This is a genomic window from Acinetobacter sp. UBA801 (assembly GCA_002296655.1).
Lineage (GTDB): Bacteria > Pseudomonadota > Gammaproteobacteria > Pseudomonadales > Moraxellaceae > Acinetobacter.
Map to the genome: position 1 here is coordinate 80,582 of DBIN01000038.1, position 15,729 is coordinate 96,310.

The window sequence follows — 15,729 nt, forward strand, 5'->3', positions numbered from 1 at the left end:
TTTTTTTACCTGCATTTTGCTACTTTGTTTTAATCTGTAATTGAAAACTGTGACGAAGATCATGACTATTAAACGCGCTTTAATCTCTGTTTCTGACAAAACAGGTATTGTTGAATTTGCACAAGAACTTGCTGCTCTTGGGGTAGAAATTTTATCTACTGGCGGTACTTATAAGTTGCTTAAAGACAACAATATAGCTGTCGTAGAAGTATCAGAGCATACTGGTTTCCCAGAAATGATGGATGGTCGTGTAAAAACGTTACACCCAAAAATTCATGGCGGTATCTTGGCTCGTCGTGGTCTAGACGAAGCAGTCATGGCAGAACACAATATTGATGCCATCGACTTGGTAGTAGTTAACCTTTACCCATTTGCAGCAACGGTTGCTAAACCAAACTGTTCACTTGCTGATGCAATTGAGAACATTGACATTGGTGGTCCAACCATGGTTCGTGCTGCAGCGAAAAACCATGCTTCTGTGGGTATTGTGGTTAATGCATCTGACTATGCGACTGTCATTACAGAAATGAAAAACAGCGGTAAATTATCTTACGAAACTCGTTTTGATTTAGCCGTTAAAGCGTTTGAACACACTGCACAATACGACGGCATGATCGCATCTTACTTGGGTGCACGTGTAGGTAAAGAAGAAGGTAAAGCTGACAAGTTTGCACGTACCTTCAATACACAATTGAACAAAGCGCAAGATTTACGTTACGGCGAAAACCCGCATCAGTCAGCAGCATTCTATGTAGAAAGCACAGCAACTGAAGCCTCTGTTTCAACTGCGAAACAATTACAAGGCAAAGAATTGTCTTATAACAATATTGCAGATACAGATGCAGCACTTGAGTGTGTTAAATCATTTGCAAAACCTGCTTGTGTGATTGTAAAACATGCAAATCCTTGTGGTGTTGCAGTTTCATTGGACGGTATTAAAGCAGCTTATGATCTTGCTTATGCAACTGATCCTGAATCTGCATTTGGTGGGATTATTGCATTCAACCGTGAATTAGACGTTGCAACTGCACAGGCCATTGTGGATCGCCAATTTGTTGAAGTGATTATTGCACCAAGTATTGCTGAAGGCGTACTTGAAGTTACTGGCGCGAAAAAGAATGTACGCGTGTTAGTGTGTGGTGAACTTCCTGCAATCGATGCACGTACCGCTCAACTTGACTATAAACGCGTGAATGGTGGTTTGTTAGTTCAAGATCAAGACTTAGGTATGATCACCAAAGATGATCTTAAAGTAGTAACTAAACGCGCACCAACTGAACAAGAAATTGATGATTTGATCTTTGCTTGGAAAGTAGCAAAATATGTGAAATCAAATGCGATTGTTTATGCTAAAAACCGTCAAACCATTGGTGTGGGTGCAGGCCAGATGAGTCGTGTCAACTCGGCACGTATTGCGGCAATCAAGGCTGAACATGCTGGCTTAGTGGTTGAAGGTGCGGTCATGGCATCTGATGCATTCTTCCCATTCCGTGATGGTATTGATAATGCGGCTAAAGCTGGCATTAAATGTATCATTCAGCCAGGTGGTTCAATGCGTGACGAAGAAACCATCGCCGCTGCTGATGAAGCAGGTATTGCAATGGTCTTTACGGGTATGCGTCACTTCCGTCATTAATATATCCCTGAAGTCCCTCTTGCTCAAAGAGGGACTTTTTTATTTTTAACAGGTATATTCTTAAATACTGAAAAAGGGAATAACTTTAAAATGAATATTTTAGTTTTGGGTAGCGGTGGCCGTGAACATGCACTTGCATGGAAAATCGCACAAGATGCAAAAGTCACTCAGGTTTTTGTTGCGCCAGGTAATGCGGGCACAGCAACAGAAGATAAATGCAAAAACGTTGAGCTGGATATTTTAGACAACCCAGCGATTATCCGTTTTGCACAGGAAAATCAGATTGAACTGATTATCGTTGGACCAGAAGCACCTTTGGTTAATGGTGTGGTTGATGTCTGCCGTGCTGCAGACTTGAAAATCTGGGGACCTACCCAGTATGCCGCGCAGCTTGAAGGCTCAAAAGCATTTGCCAAGCATTTCCTGAAACGCCACAATATTCCAACCGCATTTTATGATGTATTTACTGAAGTAGATGCTGCAAAAGCTTATATCGAACAGCATGGCGCGCCAATTGTAATCAAGGCGGATGGTCTGGCTGCAGGTAAAGGTGTCATCGTTGCAATGACCAACGAAGAAGCTTTTGCTGCGATAGACGATATGCTTGCAGGCAACAAGTTTGGTGATGCTGGTTCACGTGTTGTAATTGAACAATTTCTTGCAGGTGAAGAAGCCAGTTTCATTTGTATGATCGATGGCAACAACATTTTACCGATGGCAACTTCACAAGACCATAAGCGTATTTTTGAAGGCGACCAAGGTCCAAATACGGGTGGTATGGGGGCTTACTCTCCTGCTCCAGTTGTTACACCAGAAGTATTTGAACGTGTAATGAATGAAGTTATGCGTCCTACTGTTGATGGTATGGCAGCAGATGGTCATGTTTACACAGGTTTCTTATATGCTGGTTTAATGATTGATGAACAAGGTCAACCACGCGTTATTGAATTTAACTGTCGTTTCGGTGATCCAGAAACTCAACCGATTATGATGCGCTTAAAATCATCTTTGGTGGATTTAGTTGAAGCTGGTATTGCAGGTAACTTGCCTGCCGAAGCAGACTGGGATGAACGTAAAACTGTCGGTATCGTACTTGCATCTAAGGGCTACCCAGAAACGTCTAGTAATGGCGATGTGATTTCAGGCTTAGACACTGAAATGACGGATGCCAAAGTATTCCATGCAGGTACGAAAGTTAATGAAAATGGTGAGATCGTGACTGCGGGCGGTCGCGTACTTTGCGTGACTGCTCTAGGCAATACAATTGGTGAAGCTCAAGCCAAAGCATTAGAGCTTTGTGAAAAAGTGACTTTCGATGGCATTCAATATCGTAAAGATATTGGTTACCGTGCAATTGCGCGTGAAAATGCTTAAATTTTTAGTTTACTCTAAAAATCTACGTCCCAAAAAAGCTCGTCACACTACGAGCTTTTTTTTATTGCTTCAATGAATAAATGAGCCTAGTTGACCCCAAAATCTATTTTCCATATTTATATTTCAGAATAAATTCTATAGCACCTGAATATTTAAACACTTGTTCAAATTCATAATCTTTGCAGAATATATTTATTTATAAGAACTTATTTTGACTTATTCTCTTTATGTTGTAAAAACAGTGATATGCATAACATACGCAGTACTATATAGAATTATTTTTTATTGTTATGATGGGGCATCTTTTGAAAAAGTGAAATGCCCACCCATCTCAAAATTATTGATTGAGCTGTGGGCAGACTTTTTTAATACTCATACAATACCTACAACGTATTTGAGAAACATGCAAAATCATCATGCGATTCCATCCTTCGTGTTGATTTTATTCTTCTCAATCATTGGCAACTTTAGGCACTGCTTAAACTTGCTCAGGATATATTCATGAAAAAGCTCCTTGGTCTTGTACTTGGTCTTTCAGTTGGCTTGGCTGGCTGTGGCAAACAAGAAGCGCCTGCGACTGACGCGGCACAAAAAGATTCTTCTGCTCTACACACTGTCACTATGGCATCAACTGGTTCAGATGCAGATATTTGGCGTTTTATTGCCGACTTACCTGAAACTAAAGCAGCAGGTATTCAACTTGAAGTGAAAAACTTCACCGATTACGTGTCAATGAACACGGCGGTAGCAAATAAAGAAATTGATCTTAATGCATTCCAATCTTATGCCTATATGGTTGCGTTTAATGCCAACAATAAAGATAAAATTGCACCGGTAGCGACAACTTACTTAGAGCCAATGGGTATTTACTCAAGCAAAGTAAAAAAGTTGGATGAGTTCAAAACAGGTGCCACTATCGCCATTCCAAATGATGGTGCCAATGAATCACGTGCGTTGTTATTACTTCAATCGGCTGGTTTGGTTAAACTCAAAGATGGTTTTGACAATGTTCAAGGTACGCCTGCAGACATCGTAGAAAATGCGAAGCAAATTCAAATCAAACCGATTCAAATGGCAACGGCTGTACGTGTAAAAGATGAAGTCGATGCAATTGTCTTGGGCAACACCCTTGCAATGGAAGGTGGTTTGAACGTACTGAAAGATTCAATTTATTATGAGCCAATTGATCAGAGCACAAAAATGAATATCAACATTCTCGCTACTGCTGCAGATCGACAAAATGACCCAATCTTGCAAAAAGTAGGCGCGTTGTATCATACCGAAGCCGTGAAGCAATATATTGATCAGCACTTTGGTGGAACAAAAGTTGCGGTAAATAAACCTGTCAGCTATTTCACTGAAGCAGTAAAATAGTAATATAATGCGTTAAACAAAACAGGCAAAGCGAACTTTGCCTGTTTTTTCATTTATGGACATTTCTTGACGATATGATTGAATTTAAAAACATTTCAAAGCACTATCAGCTCAAAGGTCAAACACTGCGTGCGTTGGATCAAATTAATCTACAAATTCCAACAGGCAGTATTTTTGGCATTATTGGCTATAGTGGTGCAGGTAAAAGTACGTTAATCCGCTTGATTAATTTGTTGGAGCGTCCAAATGCTGGGCAAGTCATCATTCATCAAAAAGATTTTACTGCACTAAATGCTCGTGAATTACGTCAAGAACGTGCCCATATTGGAATGATTTTTCAGCACTTTAATTTATTGCAGACCAAAACTGTGGCTGCCAATATTGAAATGCCGATGAAACTGTTAGGTTGGAACAAAGCCGAACGTGAAAAACGTTTAAATGAATTACTTGAGTTTATTGATTTAAAACATAAAAAAGACGCCTACCCTGATGAACTCTCAGGCGGACAAAAACAACGTGTCGGTATTGCGCGGGCGCTAGCCAATCATCCTAAAATTTTACTTTGCGATGAAGCGACTTCTGCACTTGACCCGCAAACCACTAAGTCTGTACTGGAATTACTGAAAAAGATTAACCGTGAACAAGGCATTACCATTGTAATGGTCACACATGAAATGGATGTGATTGAATCGGTTTGTGATTATGTCGCAGTGATGGAACAAGGCAAAGTGATTGAAACGGGTTCAACCCTAGAAATTTTTAGTCAGCCACAGCATCCGACCACCAAAAGCTTTATTCAAACCGTGTTGCAGCAACAGTTGCCTGTCAATATTTTGAATAATCTGGAAAATCAAAATCAGCACAGTATTTATTGTCTGAAATTTTTAGGTAAATCGGCTCAGGAAACCTTGATTCAAGCGGTCATTAAAAAGTTTGATATCAGCCTGAATATTTTATTTGCCAATATGACCGAAATTGATGGCGCTGTGATTGGGCAAATGTTCATTCAATTACTCGGCGATTCAAACGTCATTTTACAGGCGCTTGAGTTTTTAAAAGCCAATGGTGTTGAAATTGAACAGTCAGGAGTACAAGCATGAGAGATTTAATTGTACAGTGGCTGACCTCGGTAACCGCGCCTTTTTGGAAAAGCTCTTTATCTATTGACCAGTTTGTCACTGCCCTACAAGAAACTTTTCACATGGTGTTCTTTGCCATGTTGTTTGGTTGTATCTGGGGCTTTATTCAAGGCATTACCCTAGTCGTAACTCGTCCGACAGGTATTTTACCCAACCGTGTGATTTATCACGGACTCAACCCGATTGTAAATGCACTGCGCTCCCTACCCTTTATTATTTTATTGATTGCAGTGATTCCACTAACTAAATTGTTAGTAGGTACATCCATCGGAACTTGGGCAGCGATTGTACCGCTGACCATTTATGTCGGCCCGTATATTGGTCGCTTGGTAGAAACTTCACTGCTTGAAGTCAATGAAGGGATTGTTGAATCTGCACAGGCAATGGGTGCTACACCCTTACAAATTATCTTCAAATTTATTTTACCTGAAGCGCGTAGCTCGCTCATTTTAAACCTAACCACAGCCACCATTAGCTTAATTGGCGCAACCGCTATGGCAGGTGCAGTCGGTGCAGGCGGCATTGGTGACCTTGCTATTTCTTATGGTTATCAGCGTTTTGACAGTAGTGTTGTCATGCTAACTGTGGTGGTCTTATTAATTTTAGTGCAATTAGTGCAAAGTTTAGGTGACTGGTTATCTAAGCTGAGATAAAACAATCATCACTCAATAGCGAATAACTTAGCTTGATCATCCCACCCGATGAAACGGCAAAAGTTAACGCATAAAATGAAAATTGTGTTCGCGGGTGAAGATCACTTCACCACAGAAAAACACAGCGGCGTGTTTTGTCTTGAGCAGAGCATGCTAAACTAACCCGTGATTTTTTAAGGGACTGATTCATGCGCTTTGTTCATTTAGGTATACATACAGAATTTTCGATTACCGAGTCGATTGTACGCATACCTGACTTGATTAAAGCCGCAGTCAACGAAGAAATGCCCGCTCTGGCATTGACCGATCTATCTAACCTACACGCTGCCGTAAAGTTTTATGGCAAATGTTTGGGGCAAGGCATCAAACCAATTTTAGGTTCAGTGCTGCGTTTAAATGATGCCGATCATCGTGTAACTCTATTATCGATGAACAATCACGGCTGGCGCAACCTGACTGAATTGGTATCCCGTGGCTATATTGAAGGTCAACAACTGAATATCCCTTGCGTCAATAAAGCATGGATTTTAGAACAAGCTGATGACCTGATTCTGTTACTCGGTATTCAAAGTGATGTCGGTAAAATGCTGATCACGTCCAATCCGCAAAAAGCCGAACCATTACTCGAAGAATGGATTGAAAAATTTGGCAATCGGGTTTATTTGGCACTGACCCGTACAGATCGTCCCGATGAAGATGCTTTTATTGCCGAAGCGGTTAAATTAGCTAAAAAATATAATATTGGCGTCGTGGCACATAATGATGTGCACTTTGTCCGCCGTGAAGATTATGAAGCGCATGAAGCACGAGTCTGTATTGCAGATGGTTATGTTTTAGGGGATAACCGTCGTCCTAAAACTTATAGTCCTGAGCAATATTTTAAAACTGCTGTAGAAATGACGGAATTATTTTCCGACATTCCAAGTGCTATTGAAAACAGCTATCACATTGCCAAACGCTGTAACGTCACGCTGCAATTGGGCAAATACTTCCTTCCAGATTATCCAATTCCAGAAGGACACACCATTGATACCTACTTCGCGCACTTATCCAAACAAGGTTTAGAAGAACGTCTAAATGTGCTCTATCCAGTCGCGCAGCGCGATGAAGACTGGGCAGAAATTCGCAAACCTTATGATGAGCGAATTGAATACGAAATTAATATTATTAATTCAATGGGTTTCCCAGGTTACTTCCTTATCGTCATGGACTTTATTCAATGGTCCAAAAATAATGGCGTACCTGTTGGGCCGGGTCGTGGTTCAGGTGCGGGTTCATTGGTCGCTTATAGCTTAAAAATTACCGACTTAGACCCCCTGCGTTATGAACTACTCTTTGAGCGTTTCTTAAACCCTGAACGCGTATCCATGCCCGACTTTGACGTCGACTTCTGTATTGCGGGACGCGATAAAGTCATTGATTATGTGGCACGTACCTATGGACGTGACGCAGTATCACAAATTGCCACTTTCGGTACTATGGCCGCCAAAGGCGCAATTCGAGATGTCGCGCGGGTTTTAGGCAAATCTTATGGTTTGGCAGATCGTATTTCTAAACTGATTCCAACTAAACCTTTAGGACTCAGTCTGGAAGAATCGATTGAAGCTGAACCACAACTCAAAGATGTGGTGACTAATCCATCTCATCCTGATTATGATGATGCTTCAGAAATTTGGGAAATGGCTTTAAAACTAGAAGGTATTACCCGAAACACTGGCAAACATGCTGGTGGCGTGGTCATTGCACCAACTAAAATCACTGACTTTTCTGCTGTGATGTGTGATGCCGATGGTACCGCTCGTGTTGCGCAATACGATAAAGATGATGTTGAATCTGCAGGTTTAGTCAAATTTGACTTCTTGGGCTTACGTAACCTGACGGTTATTGAAGATGCGGTACAAAACATCAATAAACGTATGCGAGCCGATACACCGCTAGATATTGCCCATATTCCATTGGACGATAAAGACGCCTATTTAGTCTTTGCCAATGCCAACACTACAGCGGTATTCCAGTTTGAATCCGTGGGCATGAAAAAAATGCTGAAAGAAGCACGCCCAAGTAAATTTGAAGAAATTATTGCTTTCGTATCGTTGTATCGTCCTGGCCCGATGGACCTGATTCCAGACTTTATTCACCGTATGCACGGCGGTGAGTTTGAGTATTTACATCCATTGCTAGAAGGTGTGCTTGAGCCAACCTACGGCATTATGGTTTATCAGGAACAGGTCATGCAGGCGGCACAGTATTGTGCAGGCTATACACTGGGTGGTGCGGATTTACTGCGTCGTGCTATGGGTAAGAAAAAACCTGAAGAAATGGTGAAACAGCGCCAAATCTTTATTGAAGGTGCTGCAAAAAAAGACATTGATGCCGCCACAGCCAACCATATTTTTGACTATATGGAAAAGTTTGCTGGCTACGGTTTTAACAAATCTCATGCGGCAGCCTATGCCCTTGTTGCCTATCAAACCGCATGGCTTAAAGCACATTACCCTGCCGAATTCTTGGCAGCGGTCATGTCATCGGAAATGCAAAACACCGACAACGTGGTGTTCCTAATTGATGACTGTCGCCACAATGGTTTGGAAGTTTTACCACCTTCGGTAAATATGTCTTTGTATCATTTCCACGCCAGCGATGAACGCACCATTGTCTACGGACTTGGCGCAATTAAAGGCGTGGGCGAACAAGCCATGCAATCGGTGATTGATTCTCGCCAAAAAGAAGGCCCATACCGCGATTTATTTGACTTCTGTCATCGTATTGATTTGAAAAAAATCAACAAACGAACCCTTGAAGCCTTAATTCGTGCGGGTGCATTAGACTGCTTAGGCATCGAACGCTCTAGTTTAATGGCTCAATTACCAGAAGCGGTACAAGCGGCGGAACAAGCGCGTTCCAACCGTGAAACAGGCATCATGGATTTGTTTGGCGAAGTTGAAGAAGTGCAACGTAAGCCTGCCAAACCTGTAAAACCATGGTCAGATGAAGTCCGACTTAAAGGTGAAAAAGACACACTTGGACTTTACCTCACTGGTCACCCGATTGATGTCTATCGCAATGAATTAAAAGCCTTTATTCCAAGTAAAATTAATGAACTGACGCCAACCCGTCGTGGCGTGACCACCGTCTTTGCAGGCTTGGTGGTGGATGTCGCCAACTTCCCAAATCGGATGGTGGTCACTTTAGATGATGGTACGGCACGTATTGAAGTATCTGCCAACCATGAGCGCTTCCAACGCTTTAAAGATATTGTACAAACTGAAAAAGTGGTGGTGATTGAAGGCGAAATTTACGAACGTGAAGGTTTTGACCGCCCAATGGGACGCTTAACCAAAGCGTTTAGCTTGAATGAAATTCGTCAAAAACGCGCCAATAGTATTCAAATTCACTTGCATGCAGAACATTTAAGCAAGACCTTGAGTCAAGACTTACAAAATATGTTGCTGCCTTATTGTAATGTGGATTTATGCACGCATATTCCTGTTTTATTGCACCTTGACTATGCTTATGCCACTGCAGAATTACATTTGGGCATTCAGTGGAAAATCGCACCCTTAGATGAAGCCTTGGTCAAATTGCGTGACTATTTTGGTAAAGAAAGTCTACATATTGAGTATCAAGTGAAATCTAAAGCTGCAAAAGCTGTCGATGTGGCAAAACCTGCAACGATTGCACCATCAGCAGCTGACATCAGCATGGACGATGCGATGGATTTATACCATACCGAAGTTGATCAATACTCTTAATTGAAAATTTAACCCATCTGGATTTGTTATGAGTCAAACCGACAATGCAGCTGTTGCCGCACACCTCTCCCACGTGCGTATTGTCATGGTGAATACCACCCTGCCTGCCAACATTGGCAGTGCCTTACGCGCCATGAAAACCATGGGGCTAAACAAATTGGTTTTGGTTGCTCCAAAAACCTATCCACACCCAGATATTGATGCTTTGGCAGCAGGTGCGACCGATTTAATTGAACAGATTGAAGTGGTTGAACAGCTCGAAGACGCCATTGCAGACTGCCATTTGGTCTTTGGCACCAGTGCGCGAAGTCGTACTATACCTTGGCCACTCTTGGATGCACGCCCTGCGGCAGTAAAATCTTTAAATGCTGTGGCGCAGCATGGGCAAAACATTGCAGTTATTTTCGGACGTGAAGATCGTGGTTTAACCAATGAAGAACTGGCGTTGGCGAATTATCACGTGACGATTCCTGTCAATGAAGAATATGGTGTATTGAATGTTGCTCAAGCCATTCAAGTGATTTGCTATGAAATGCGTATGGCTGCCATCGATATTGTCGGAAAAATTGCCGATCCCGAAGCGACTATGCAAGTGACAGATTCTGAAGCGATGCAATGGGATGAACCTTTGGTCAACCACGAACAAATGCAACAGTTCTATCCACATTTAGAAAAAATGCTGGCAGAAATTGAATTTATGGACCCAAAAAATCCACGATTATTGCCTTTGCGCTTGCGTCGGCTTTTCGGACGTATACAATTAGATCGCATGGAATACCATTTACTTCGCGGTATTTTTAGCCGCGTACAAGCAATGAATAACGGTTCATGGAAAAAATCTACATCAACACAGGACGAGGATCAAACTAATGCTTAAACAGCTCAAAGAAGACATTCAAGCTGTCTTCGCGCGCGATCCTGCTGCTCGAAATACGCTCGAAGTCTTAACGACTTATCCAGGAATTCACGCTTTACTGATGCATCGCTTGGCACATGAATTATGGAACAAAGACTGTAAGGGATCGGCTCGTCTACTCTCGTCATTTAGCCGTTTTGCTACAGGAATTGAAATTCATCCTGGTGCAAAAATTGGTCGTCGCTTTTTTATTGACCATGGCATGGGCGTAGTGATTGGTGAAACTGCTGAAATTGGCGATGATGTTACCTTATATCATGGCGTTACTTTAGGCGGTACCACGTGGAATAAAGGCAAACGTCATCCAACTTTGGAAGATGGCGTGGTGGTCGGTGCAGGCGCGAAAATTCTAGGCCCATTTACCGTACATAAAAATGCCAAAGTTGGCTCCAATGCGGTGGTGACCAAAGAAGTTCCTGAAGGTGCAACTGCTGTGGGTAACCCTGCGCGCTTTATTATTAAAAATAAACCTGCCGATGATCAGGAAGCACGTCGTCGTGATTATGCTGCCAGCATTGGTTTCCAACCTTATGCGGCAACACAAAATCAGTCCGACCCGATTTTGGATGGTATGCGTGTGTTATTGGATCGTTTAGAACAAAATGAAAAACGTATGAATTTGTTGTGTCAGCGTTTATCTTTACTTGACCCAAGTTTTAAAAACCAACAACAACACGCACAAGCTTATAGTGCAGAAGAATTAAAAATAATTGAAGATGTTAGACGTGAATGTGAAATGCAATACAACTCAACGGACACTTAAAAAAGTTCGTATCACTGTGTAACCAAGCCCCATCATTTATATTGCATGTTCGGAACAGATTTCTTAGACTGACCGACATGCAATATTTTAATCCGACACAATCCCTCTCACTTTTAAAATAAATTGAATGGAAGAACACCATGACTCTTAAGCCTTTGGCACTCAGTATTTTAGCCGCAACGCTCGTTAGCGCCTGTGTTGCACCACCAAAACAAGAAGTAAAACCGCCTATCGTATTTACCGAACCAGAATTAAGCGCACCATTCTATGCCTTAAATCCATTTAATTATGATGCCCCACCACCATTTGAAATCAACCTACAGAAAGCAGCAGCACAGCCTGTGACTAAAATGGTGGTCACGAACCCAAATGATCCAAGCAAAAGCATTACCTTAGATCAAAACAAATTGATTATACCTACGGTCAATAACAATACCCGTAGCTTGAAGTTTGCGGTTTTGGCTGGTGAAAACGAAATCGACATCACTGAAATTGATGACTTCTTACAATTGGTCGAAGGCAAAGCACGTCACTATCCGCCACGTTTTAGCGAACGACAGGAACGTCGTGGTTTTGAGGCGAAGCTCAAAGAAGTGACTCAACAGTTAGACACTTTAGCAGCCAATGAAAATGCCTCTTTTGATATTTTGATGCGAGCATTTAAAGCCAGTGTTATGGCGCGCAACCTAGACTTAGGCTCTGTTTACACTACACGCTCACTTAACTATGCACAACGTATCTTAAAAATTAATCAGGAAGATGCCGAAGCGAATTTCTGGTTTGGTTTTGGTCTATCTGAAGGTGGCGGTCATCGTGAAGCGATACCTTATTTAGACAAAGCCATGAAAGCAGGTGTGCAGGAAGCTTATTTGTCTGCGGCAAACAACTATATAGCTATGGAACAAAAGAAAAATGCAGTACAAACTTTGAAAAATTATAAAATCAAATACCCGCAAGAAGCCGAAGTGGCTGACCGTTTAATTGCTGAAATTGAAAAGCAAGGTCGTTGGAATGTATGGCAAGTGATCGCGCCACGCACTTGATTCAAGATCGATACAAAAATACCTAAAAATAGACCGTTTCGACGGTCTATTTTGCTTACGACGCAATTGAAAAAGCTTTAAAAAAACGTATGATGGAAAAAAATCTTAAAAAATTAAGCCAAACTCTCCATGAATAAAATTGTGATTGCTGCATTGCTCAGTACAACACTGCTGTCTGGTTGCCAGGTGGTTAGTGTTAAGAATCAGGCATTAAAAGTCAGCATTGCTAATGAGCGCGATAGTATTTTATCACGTAAGAAACTCAGTGAAGCCAGTTTAAATGTCTTGTCGATGACAGGACGTGAAGCCAATATTTGTGCCGAAAAACCTGAAGAATGTGTGACTGCACTAAAACAAATACCACAGATTCAGGATGAACAACTCCTCTCAACCGCCAGTGAATTATATTTAGCAAAAGCGATTGAACTGGAAAACTCATCGTCCTGCAAAATCAGTATTTTGAACAGTAAAAGATCGGAGGAACAACAAAAAATTCATCAGGCCAATTATGAACAATGTTTAGATCAGCAATTGCATATGCTCGATCAAAGTATTCGTTATAGTTACGCCTACATGTTTAAAACCAAACGTGCGCCGCAAGACCGTATTTTTGATAACAGACAGGTCCAAATTCGGGATTTTTATAATCAAGCGATTGCCAAATTGGTCAGCAGCTATGCGCTGCGCTATAAACACGATGAATTACAACAGCAAATTCGTGTTGGAAACAGCATTTATGACATTGATTTTGATTACTACCCACAGCTGAAACAACAAAAAATTCAGCAATTGATGTCAACCTATAACCTGAACTTTTCGGGTTTGCGCTCGATCACCCGCCGTGATGGTTTTGGGTCTGAATTTCTAGTGGTACTACCTGAAAATCCAAACGATGATTTGAGCAAAAGCAAATATATTATTGATCCCCTAAAATATGATTATCCTGCAGGAAAAAATCCAAACATTCATCAAGCACGCTATTTAGCCGCGACCATCACTGCAGAACCGCATAGTGCCAATTCCATTGAAGATATTTTAAATCAGCCGCATTTTAAGCTCAAAGCTTATGATCCGTATAAATACGAGTCTGCTCAAATTGCGCAAAAGCAGTATCCACTTGCCGCAAACTTTTCTGCACCTTATGGCTTGTGGTTAGCGCAAAATAATTTAGGTAAATCGGCTTATTTGTCCTTAATTGATCGTGAAGAACGACTCAGTATGCCGCATTTGTACTTACTTGAGCCGTATAATCCGAATAAAAAAGTCATTGTGCTCATTCATGGTTTGGCCAGTAGTCCTGAAGCGTGGATTCGCTTAACCAACGATATTATGGGCGACTCTGTTTTACGAGAAAACTTCCAAGTTTGGCAAGTGTTTTACTCAACGAATATGCCAATTTTAGAAAGCCGTTTCCAAATTTACGCCCTACTTCAACAAGGCTTTAAACAGGTTAGCCCTTCTGCTGCTGCCAAAAAAGATGCTGTGTTGATTGGACACAGCATGGGCGGTATTTTGGCGCGTTTGTTAGTCAGTGATACCGACTTAACTCAACCTGCCATGCAAATGCTCAATAACCGACAGTTTGAACGCTTTCGGTCTGATCCTTTGTTGCAAGCACGTTTGCGTATCAAACCTATTAACAATTTTAACCGTGCAATATTCTTGGCTGCACCGCATAAAGGTACAGAGTTTGCAGACCGCTGGTTTACTCTAGCTGCACGTAAAGTCATTCGCTTACCGACTGCATTTTTAAGTGCCTTTGCTGACGCCTTACAGCAACATGAGGTCGATTTAAAAAACTTGACCAAAGAAATTGGGCATGGCGTCATTCAAAACGGTCCGAGTGATTTAAGTAAAAATTCCAAATTTACGCAATTAACTGAAAATATTTTGCCCATTAAAGGATTTAAATATCACAGTATTATTGGCAATAATACTGACAGCACAGAGCATCAACTGATGAATGATGATGTGGTGCATTACAACAGTGCGCACTTAGATGGTGCTGTTTCAGAAAAAATTATTAAAGGCGGACATTCCATTCAGGAAACACCAGAAGCCGTATTGGAGTTGCGACGTATTCTTAGATTACATTTACAAGATTTAGGTCTGTATAAACCGTAATTTGTCACAGCAAATAAAACCGAAGTCTAAGTGGCTTCGGTTTTTATCTATTAGGCTGTTTATCAGCAGCAGTACATTGGTGCTTGTTCCCAATAAGCTTTTGTCAATAAATCCTCTAATTCAGCATAGTCATATTCGCGTGGATTGTAATATGGACTGCCACAGATAATAAGTGCCACTTCAGCAGGTGCTGTTTCGGGTAATCATAAATCTTTAAGTCGCATTACAATATTAAATTTTTGATTATGCTGATAAATCGCTAAACCCAACTGTTCCCGATCTGCACATTTAAAGTTGTTGTCAAATAATTCATTGTAGAAATATCCGCATGTCGATTGTAGTGCACTGAATACGCCAACATAATGGCATAGGTTTACGCATGTGGTAATTGATAGCACCCACCCAAGCTATGGCAAATTTTATGATGAATTGCTATGTCCACCGAACCCAAACACACACCTGCTAACCATCCGCCATATAAAGCGTGTTCAAGTATCTCCATATTTTGAGACGCTTACACAATTGCAGGTAAAGCCTGTGCCAGTTGAGTGATCGCCTCTACCGACATTAAACTTATAATTGGATTTTTATCCTATGCATATAATACCTCAACTGTATTTGCCATAGTATTCATGCCCGAATATGCTGAAATTTCGGTGGGTAAGTTGTTGAGTGTCAATTCAGGTTCATGAATCACTACTTTAGGCAAAACTTAAGCTGCTTTGCCTGTGGTTTTCAACTGATTTTCAGTAATACCATTCACCGCAGTCATTTCACTGCCTGCATAAGTTGTCGGAATTACAATAATCGGCAAATAAGTTTCTAAAGCATTTGCTTTGGTCAAACCAATCGCAGAGCCACCGCCGAGTGCCAAACAGCAATCGACCTTTAAGCGCTTCACATCTTGATAAGCGCTCGCCTGCGGATCGTTGCTCTCTAGTGGTGATAATTAAAA

The 15,729-nt window shown here is 41.4% G+C and carries 11 protein-coding genes; 10 read left to right on the top strand and 1 reads right to left on the bottom strand.

Annotated features, from left to right (window positions below; all coding sequences use genetic code 11):
* Nucleotides 1-61 precede the first annotated feature (61 nt).
* The 10 genes from purH (at nt 62) to B2W49_RS07775 (ending at nt 14,774) form a co-directional block, all read left to right on the top strand.
* On the top strand, nt 62-1,636 hold the full coding sequence (gene purH / locus B2W49_RS07730) for a bifunctional phosphoribosylaminoimidazolecarboxamide formyltransferase/IMP cyclohydrolase (protein ID WP_291338662.1): 1,575 nt from the start codon (nt 62-64) through the stop codon (nt 1,634-1,636).
* A gap of 90 nt (nt 1,637-1,726) precedes the next feature.
* The gene (gene purD, locus B2W49_RS07735; RefSeq protein ID WP_291338663.1) at nt 1,727-3,010 is read left to right on the top strand and encodes a phosphoribosylamine--glycine ligase; all 1,284 of its coding nucleotides are present in this window, start codon (nt 1,727-1,729) and stop codon (nt 3,008-3,010) included.
* 501 nt (nt 3,011-3,511) lie between these two features.
* Nucleotides 3,512-4,384: a MetQ/NlpA family ABC transporter substrate-binding protein gene (locus tag B2W49_RS07740; RefSeq protein ID WP_291338664.1), complete on the top strand. Its 873-nt coding sequence runs from the start codon at nt 3,512-3,514 to the stop codon at nt 4,382-4,384.
* 74 nt (nt 4,385-4,458) lie between these two features.
* The gene (locus B2W49_RS07745) at nt 4,459-5,484 is read left to right on the top strand and encodes a methionine ABC transporter ATP-binding protein (protein ID WP_291338665.1); all 1,026 of its coding nucleotides are present in this window, start codon (nt 4,459-4,461) and stop codon (nt 5,482-5,484) included.
* The gene (locus B2W49_RS07750) at nt 5,481-6,176 is read left to right on the top strand and encodes a methionine ABC transporter permease (RefSeq protein ID WP_004973122.1); all 696 of its coding nucleotides are present in this window, start codon (nt 5,481-5,483) and stop codon (nt 6,174-6,176) included. The genes B2W49_RS07745 and B2W49_RS07750 overlap by 4 nt, the downstream gene beginning before the upstream one ends.
* Before the next feature lie 188 nt (nt 6,177-6,364).
* Nucleotides 6,365-9,928: a DNA polymerase III subunit alpha gene (gene dnaE / locus B2W49_RS07755; RefSeq protein WP_291338666.1), complete on the top strand. Its 3,564-nt coding sequence runs from the start codon at nt 6,365-6,367 to the stop codon at nt 9,926-9,928.
* A 28-nt stretch (nt 9,929-9,956) separates the two neighbouring features.
* Entirely contained in the window at nt 9,957-10,805 is an 849-nt protein-coding gene (locus B2W49_RS07760; RefSeq protein WP_291338667.1) for an RNA methyltransferase, read from the top strand.
* Nucleotides 10,798-11,607, top strand: a complete 810-nt coding sequence (gene cysE, locus B2W49_RS07765) for a serine O-acetyltransferase (protein WP_291338668.1) — start codon at nt 10,798-10,800, stop codon at nt 11,605-11,607. The genes B2W49_RS07760 and cysE overlap by 8 nt, the downstream gene beginning before the upstream one ends.
* Nucleotides 11,608-11,747: 140 nt before the next feature.
* Nucleotides 11,748-12,650 carry an ABUW_2363 family tetratricopeptide repeat lipoprotein gene (locus tag B2W49_RS07770; RefSeq protein ID WP_291338669.1) on the top strand — a complete coding sequence of 301 codons (903 nt, stop codon included), beginning with the start codon at nt 11,748-11,750 and terminating at the stop codon, nt 12,648-12,650.
* Between the two features lie 129 nt (nt 12,651-12,779).
* On the top strand, nt 12,780-14,774 hold the full coding sequence (locus tag B2W49_RS07775) for a lipase family alpha/beta hydrolase (protein ID WP_291338670.1): 1,995 nt from the start codon (nt 12,780-12,782) through the stop codon (nt 14,772-14,774).
* Between the two features lie 712 nt (nt 14,775-15,486).
* Here B2W49_RS07775 and B2W49_RS07785 read toward each other — a convergent pair.
* Nucleotides 15,487-15,675: an iron-containing alcohol dehydrogenase gene (locus B2W49_RS07785; RefSeq protein ID WP_291338672.1), complete on the bottom strand. Its 189-nt coding sequence runs from the start codon at nt 15,673-15,675 to the stop codon at nt 15,487-15,489.
* Between the last annotated feature and the right edge of the window lie 54 nt (nt 15,676-15,729).

Excerpts from the sequence above, each read along its gene's own strand:
- purD (WP_291338663.1), top strand. The coding sequence starts at position 1,727 with ATGAATATTTTAGTTTTGGGTAGCGGTGGCCGTGAACATGCACTTGCA.
- B2W49_RS07770 (WP_291338669.1), top strand. The coding sequence starts at position 11,748 with ATGACTCTTAAGCCTTTGGCACTCAGTATTTTAGCCGCAACGCTCGTT.
- dnaE (WP_291338666.1), top strand. The coding sequence starts at position 6,365 with ATGCGCTTTGTTCATTTAGGTATACATACAGAATTTTCGATTACCGAG.
- B2W49_RS07740 (WP_291338664.1), top strand. The coding sequence starts at position 3,512 with ATGAAAAAGCTCCTTGGTCTTGTACTTGGTCTTTCAGTTGGCTTGGCT.
- cysE (WP_291338668.1), top strand. The coding sequence starts at position 10,798 with ATGCTTAAACAGCTCAAAGAAGACATTCAAGCTGTCTTCGCGCGCGAT.
- B2W49_RS07750 (WP_004973122.1), top strand. The coding sequence starts at position 5,481 with ATGAGAGATTTAATTGTACAGTGGCTGACCTCGGTAACCGCGCCTTTT.
- B2W49_RS07775 (WP_291338670.1), top strand. The coding sequence starts at position 12,780 with ATGAATAAAATTGTGATTGCTGCATTGCTCAGTACAACACTGCTGTCT.
- purH (WP_291338662.1), top strand. The coding sequence starts at position 62 with ATGACTATTAAACGCGCTTTAATCTCTGTTTCTGACAAAACAGGTATT.
- B2W49_RS07760 (WP_291338667.1), top strand. The coding sequence starts at position 9,957 with ATGAGTCAAACCGACAATGCAGCTGTTGCCGCACACCTCTCCCACGTG.
- B2W49_RS07745 (WP_291338665.1), top strand. The coding sequence starts at position 4,459 with ATGATTGAATTTAAAAACATTTCAAAGCACTATCAGCTCAAAGGTCAA.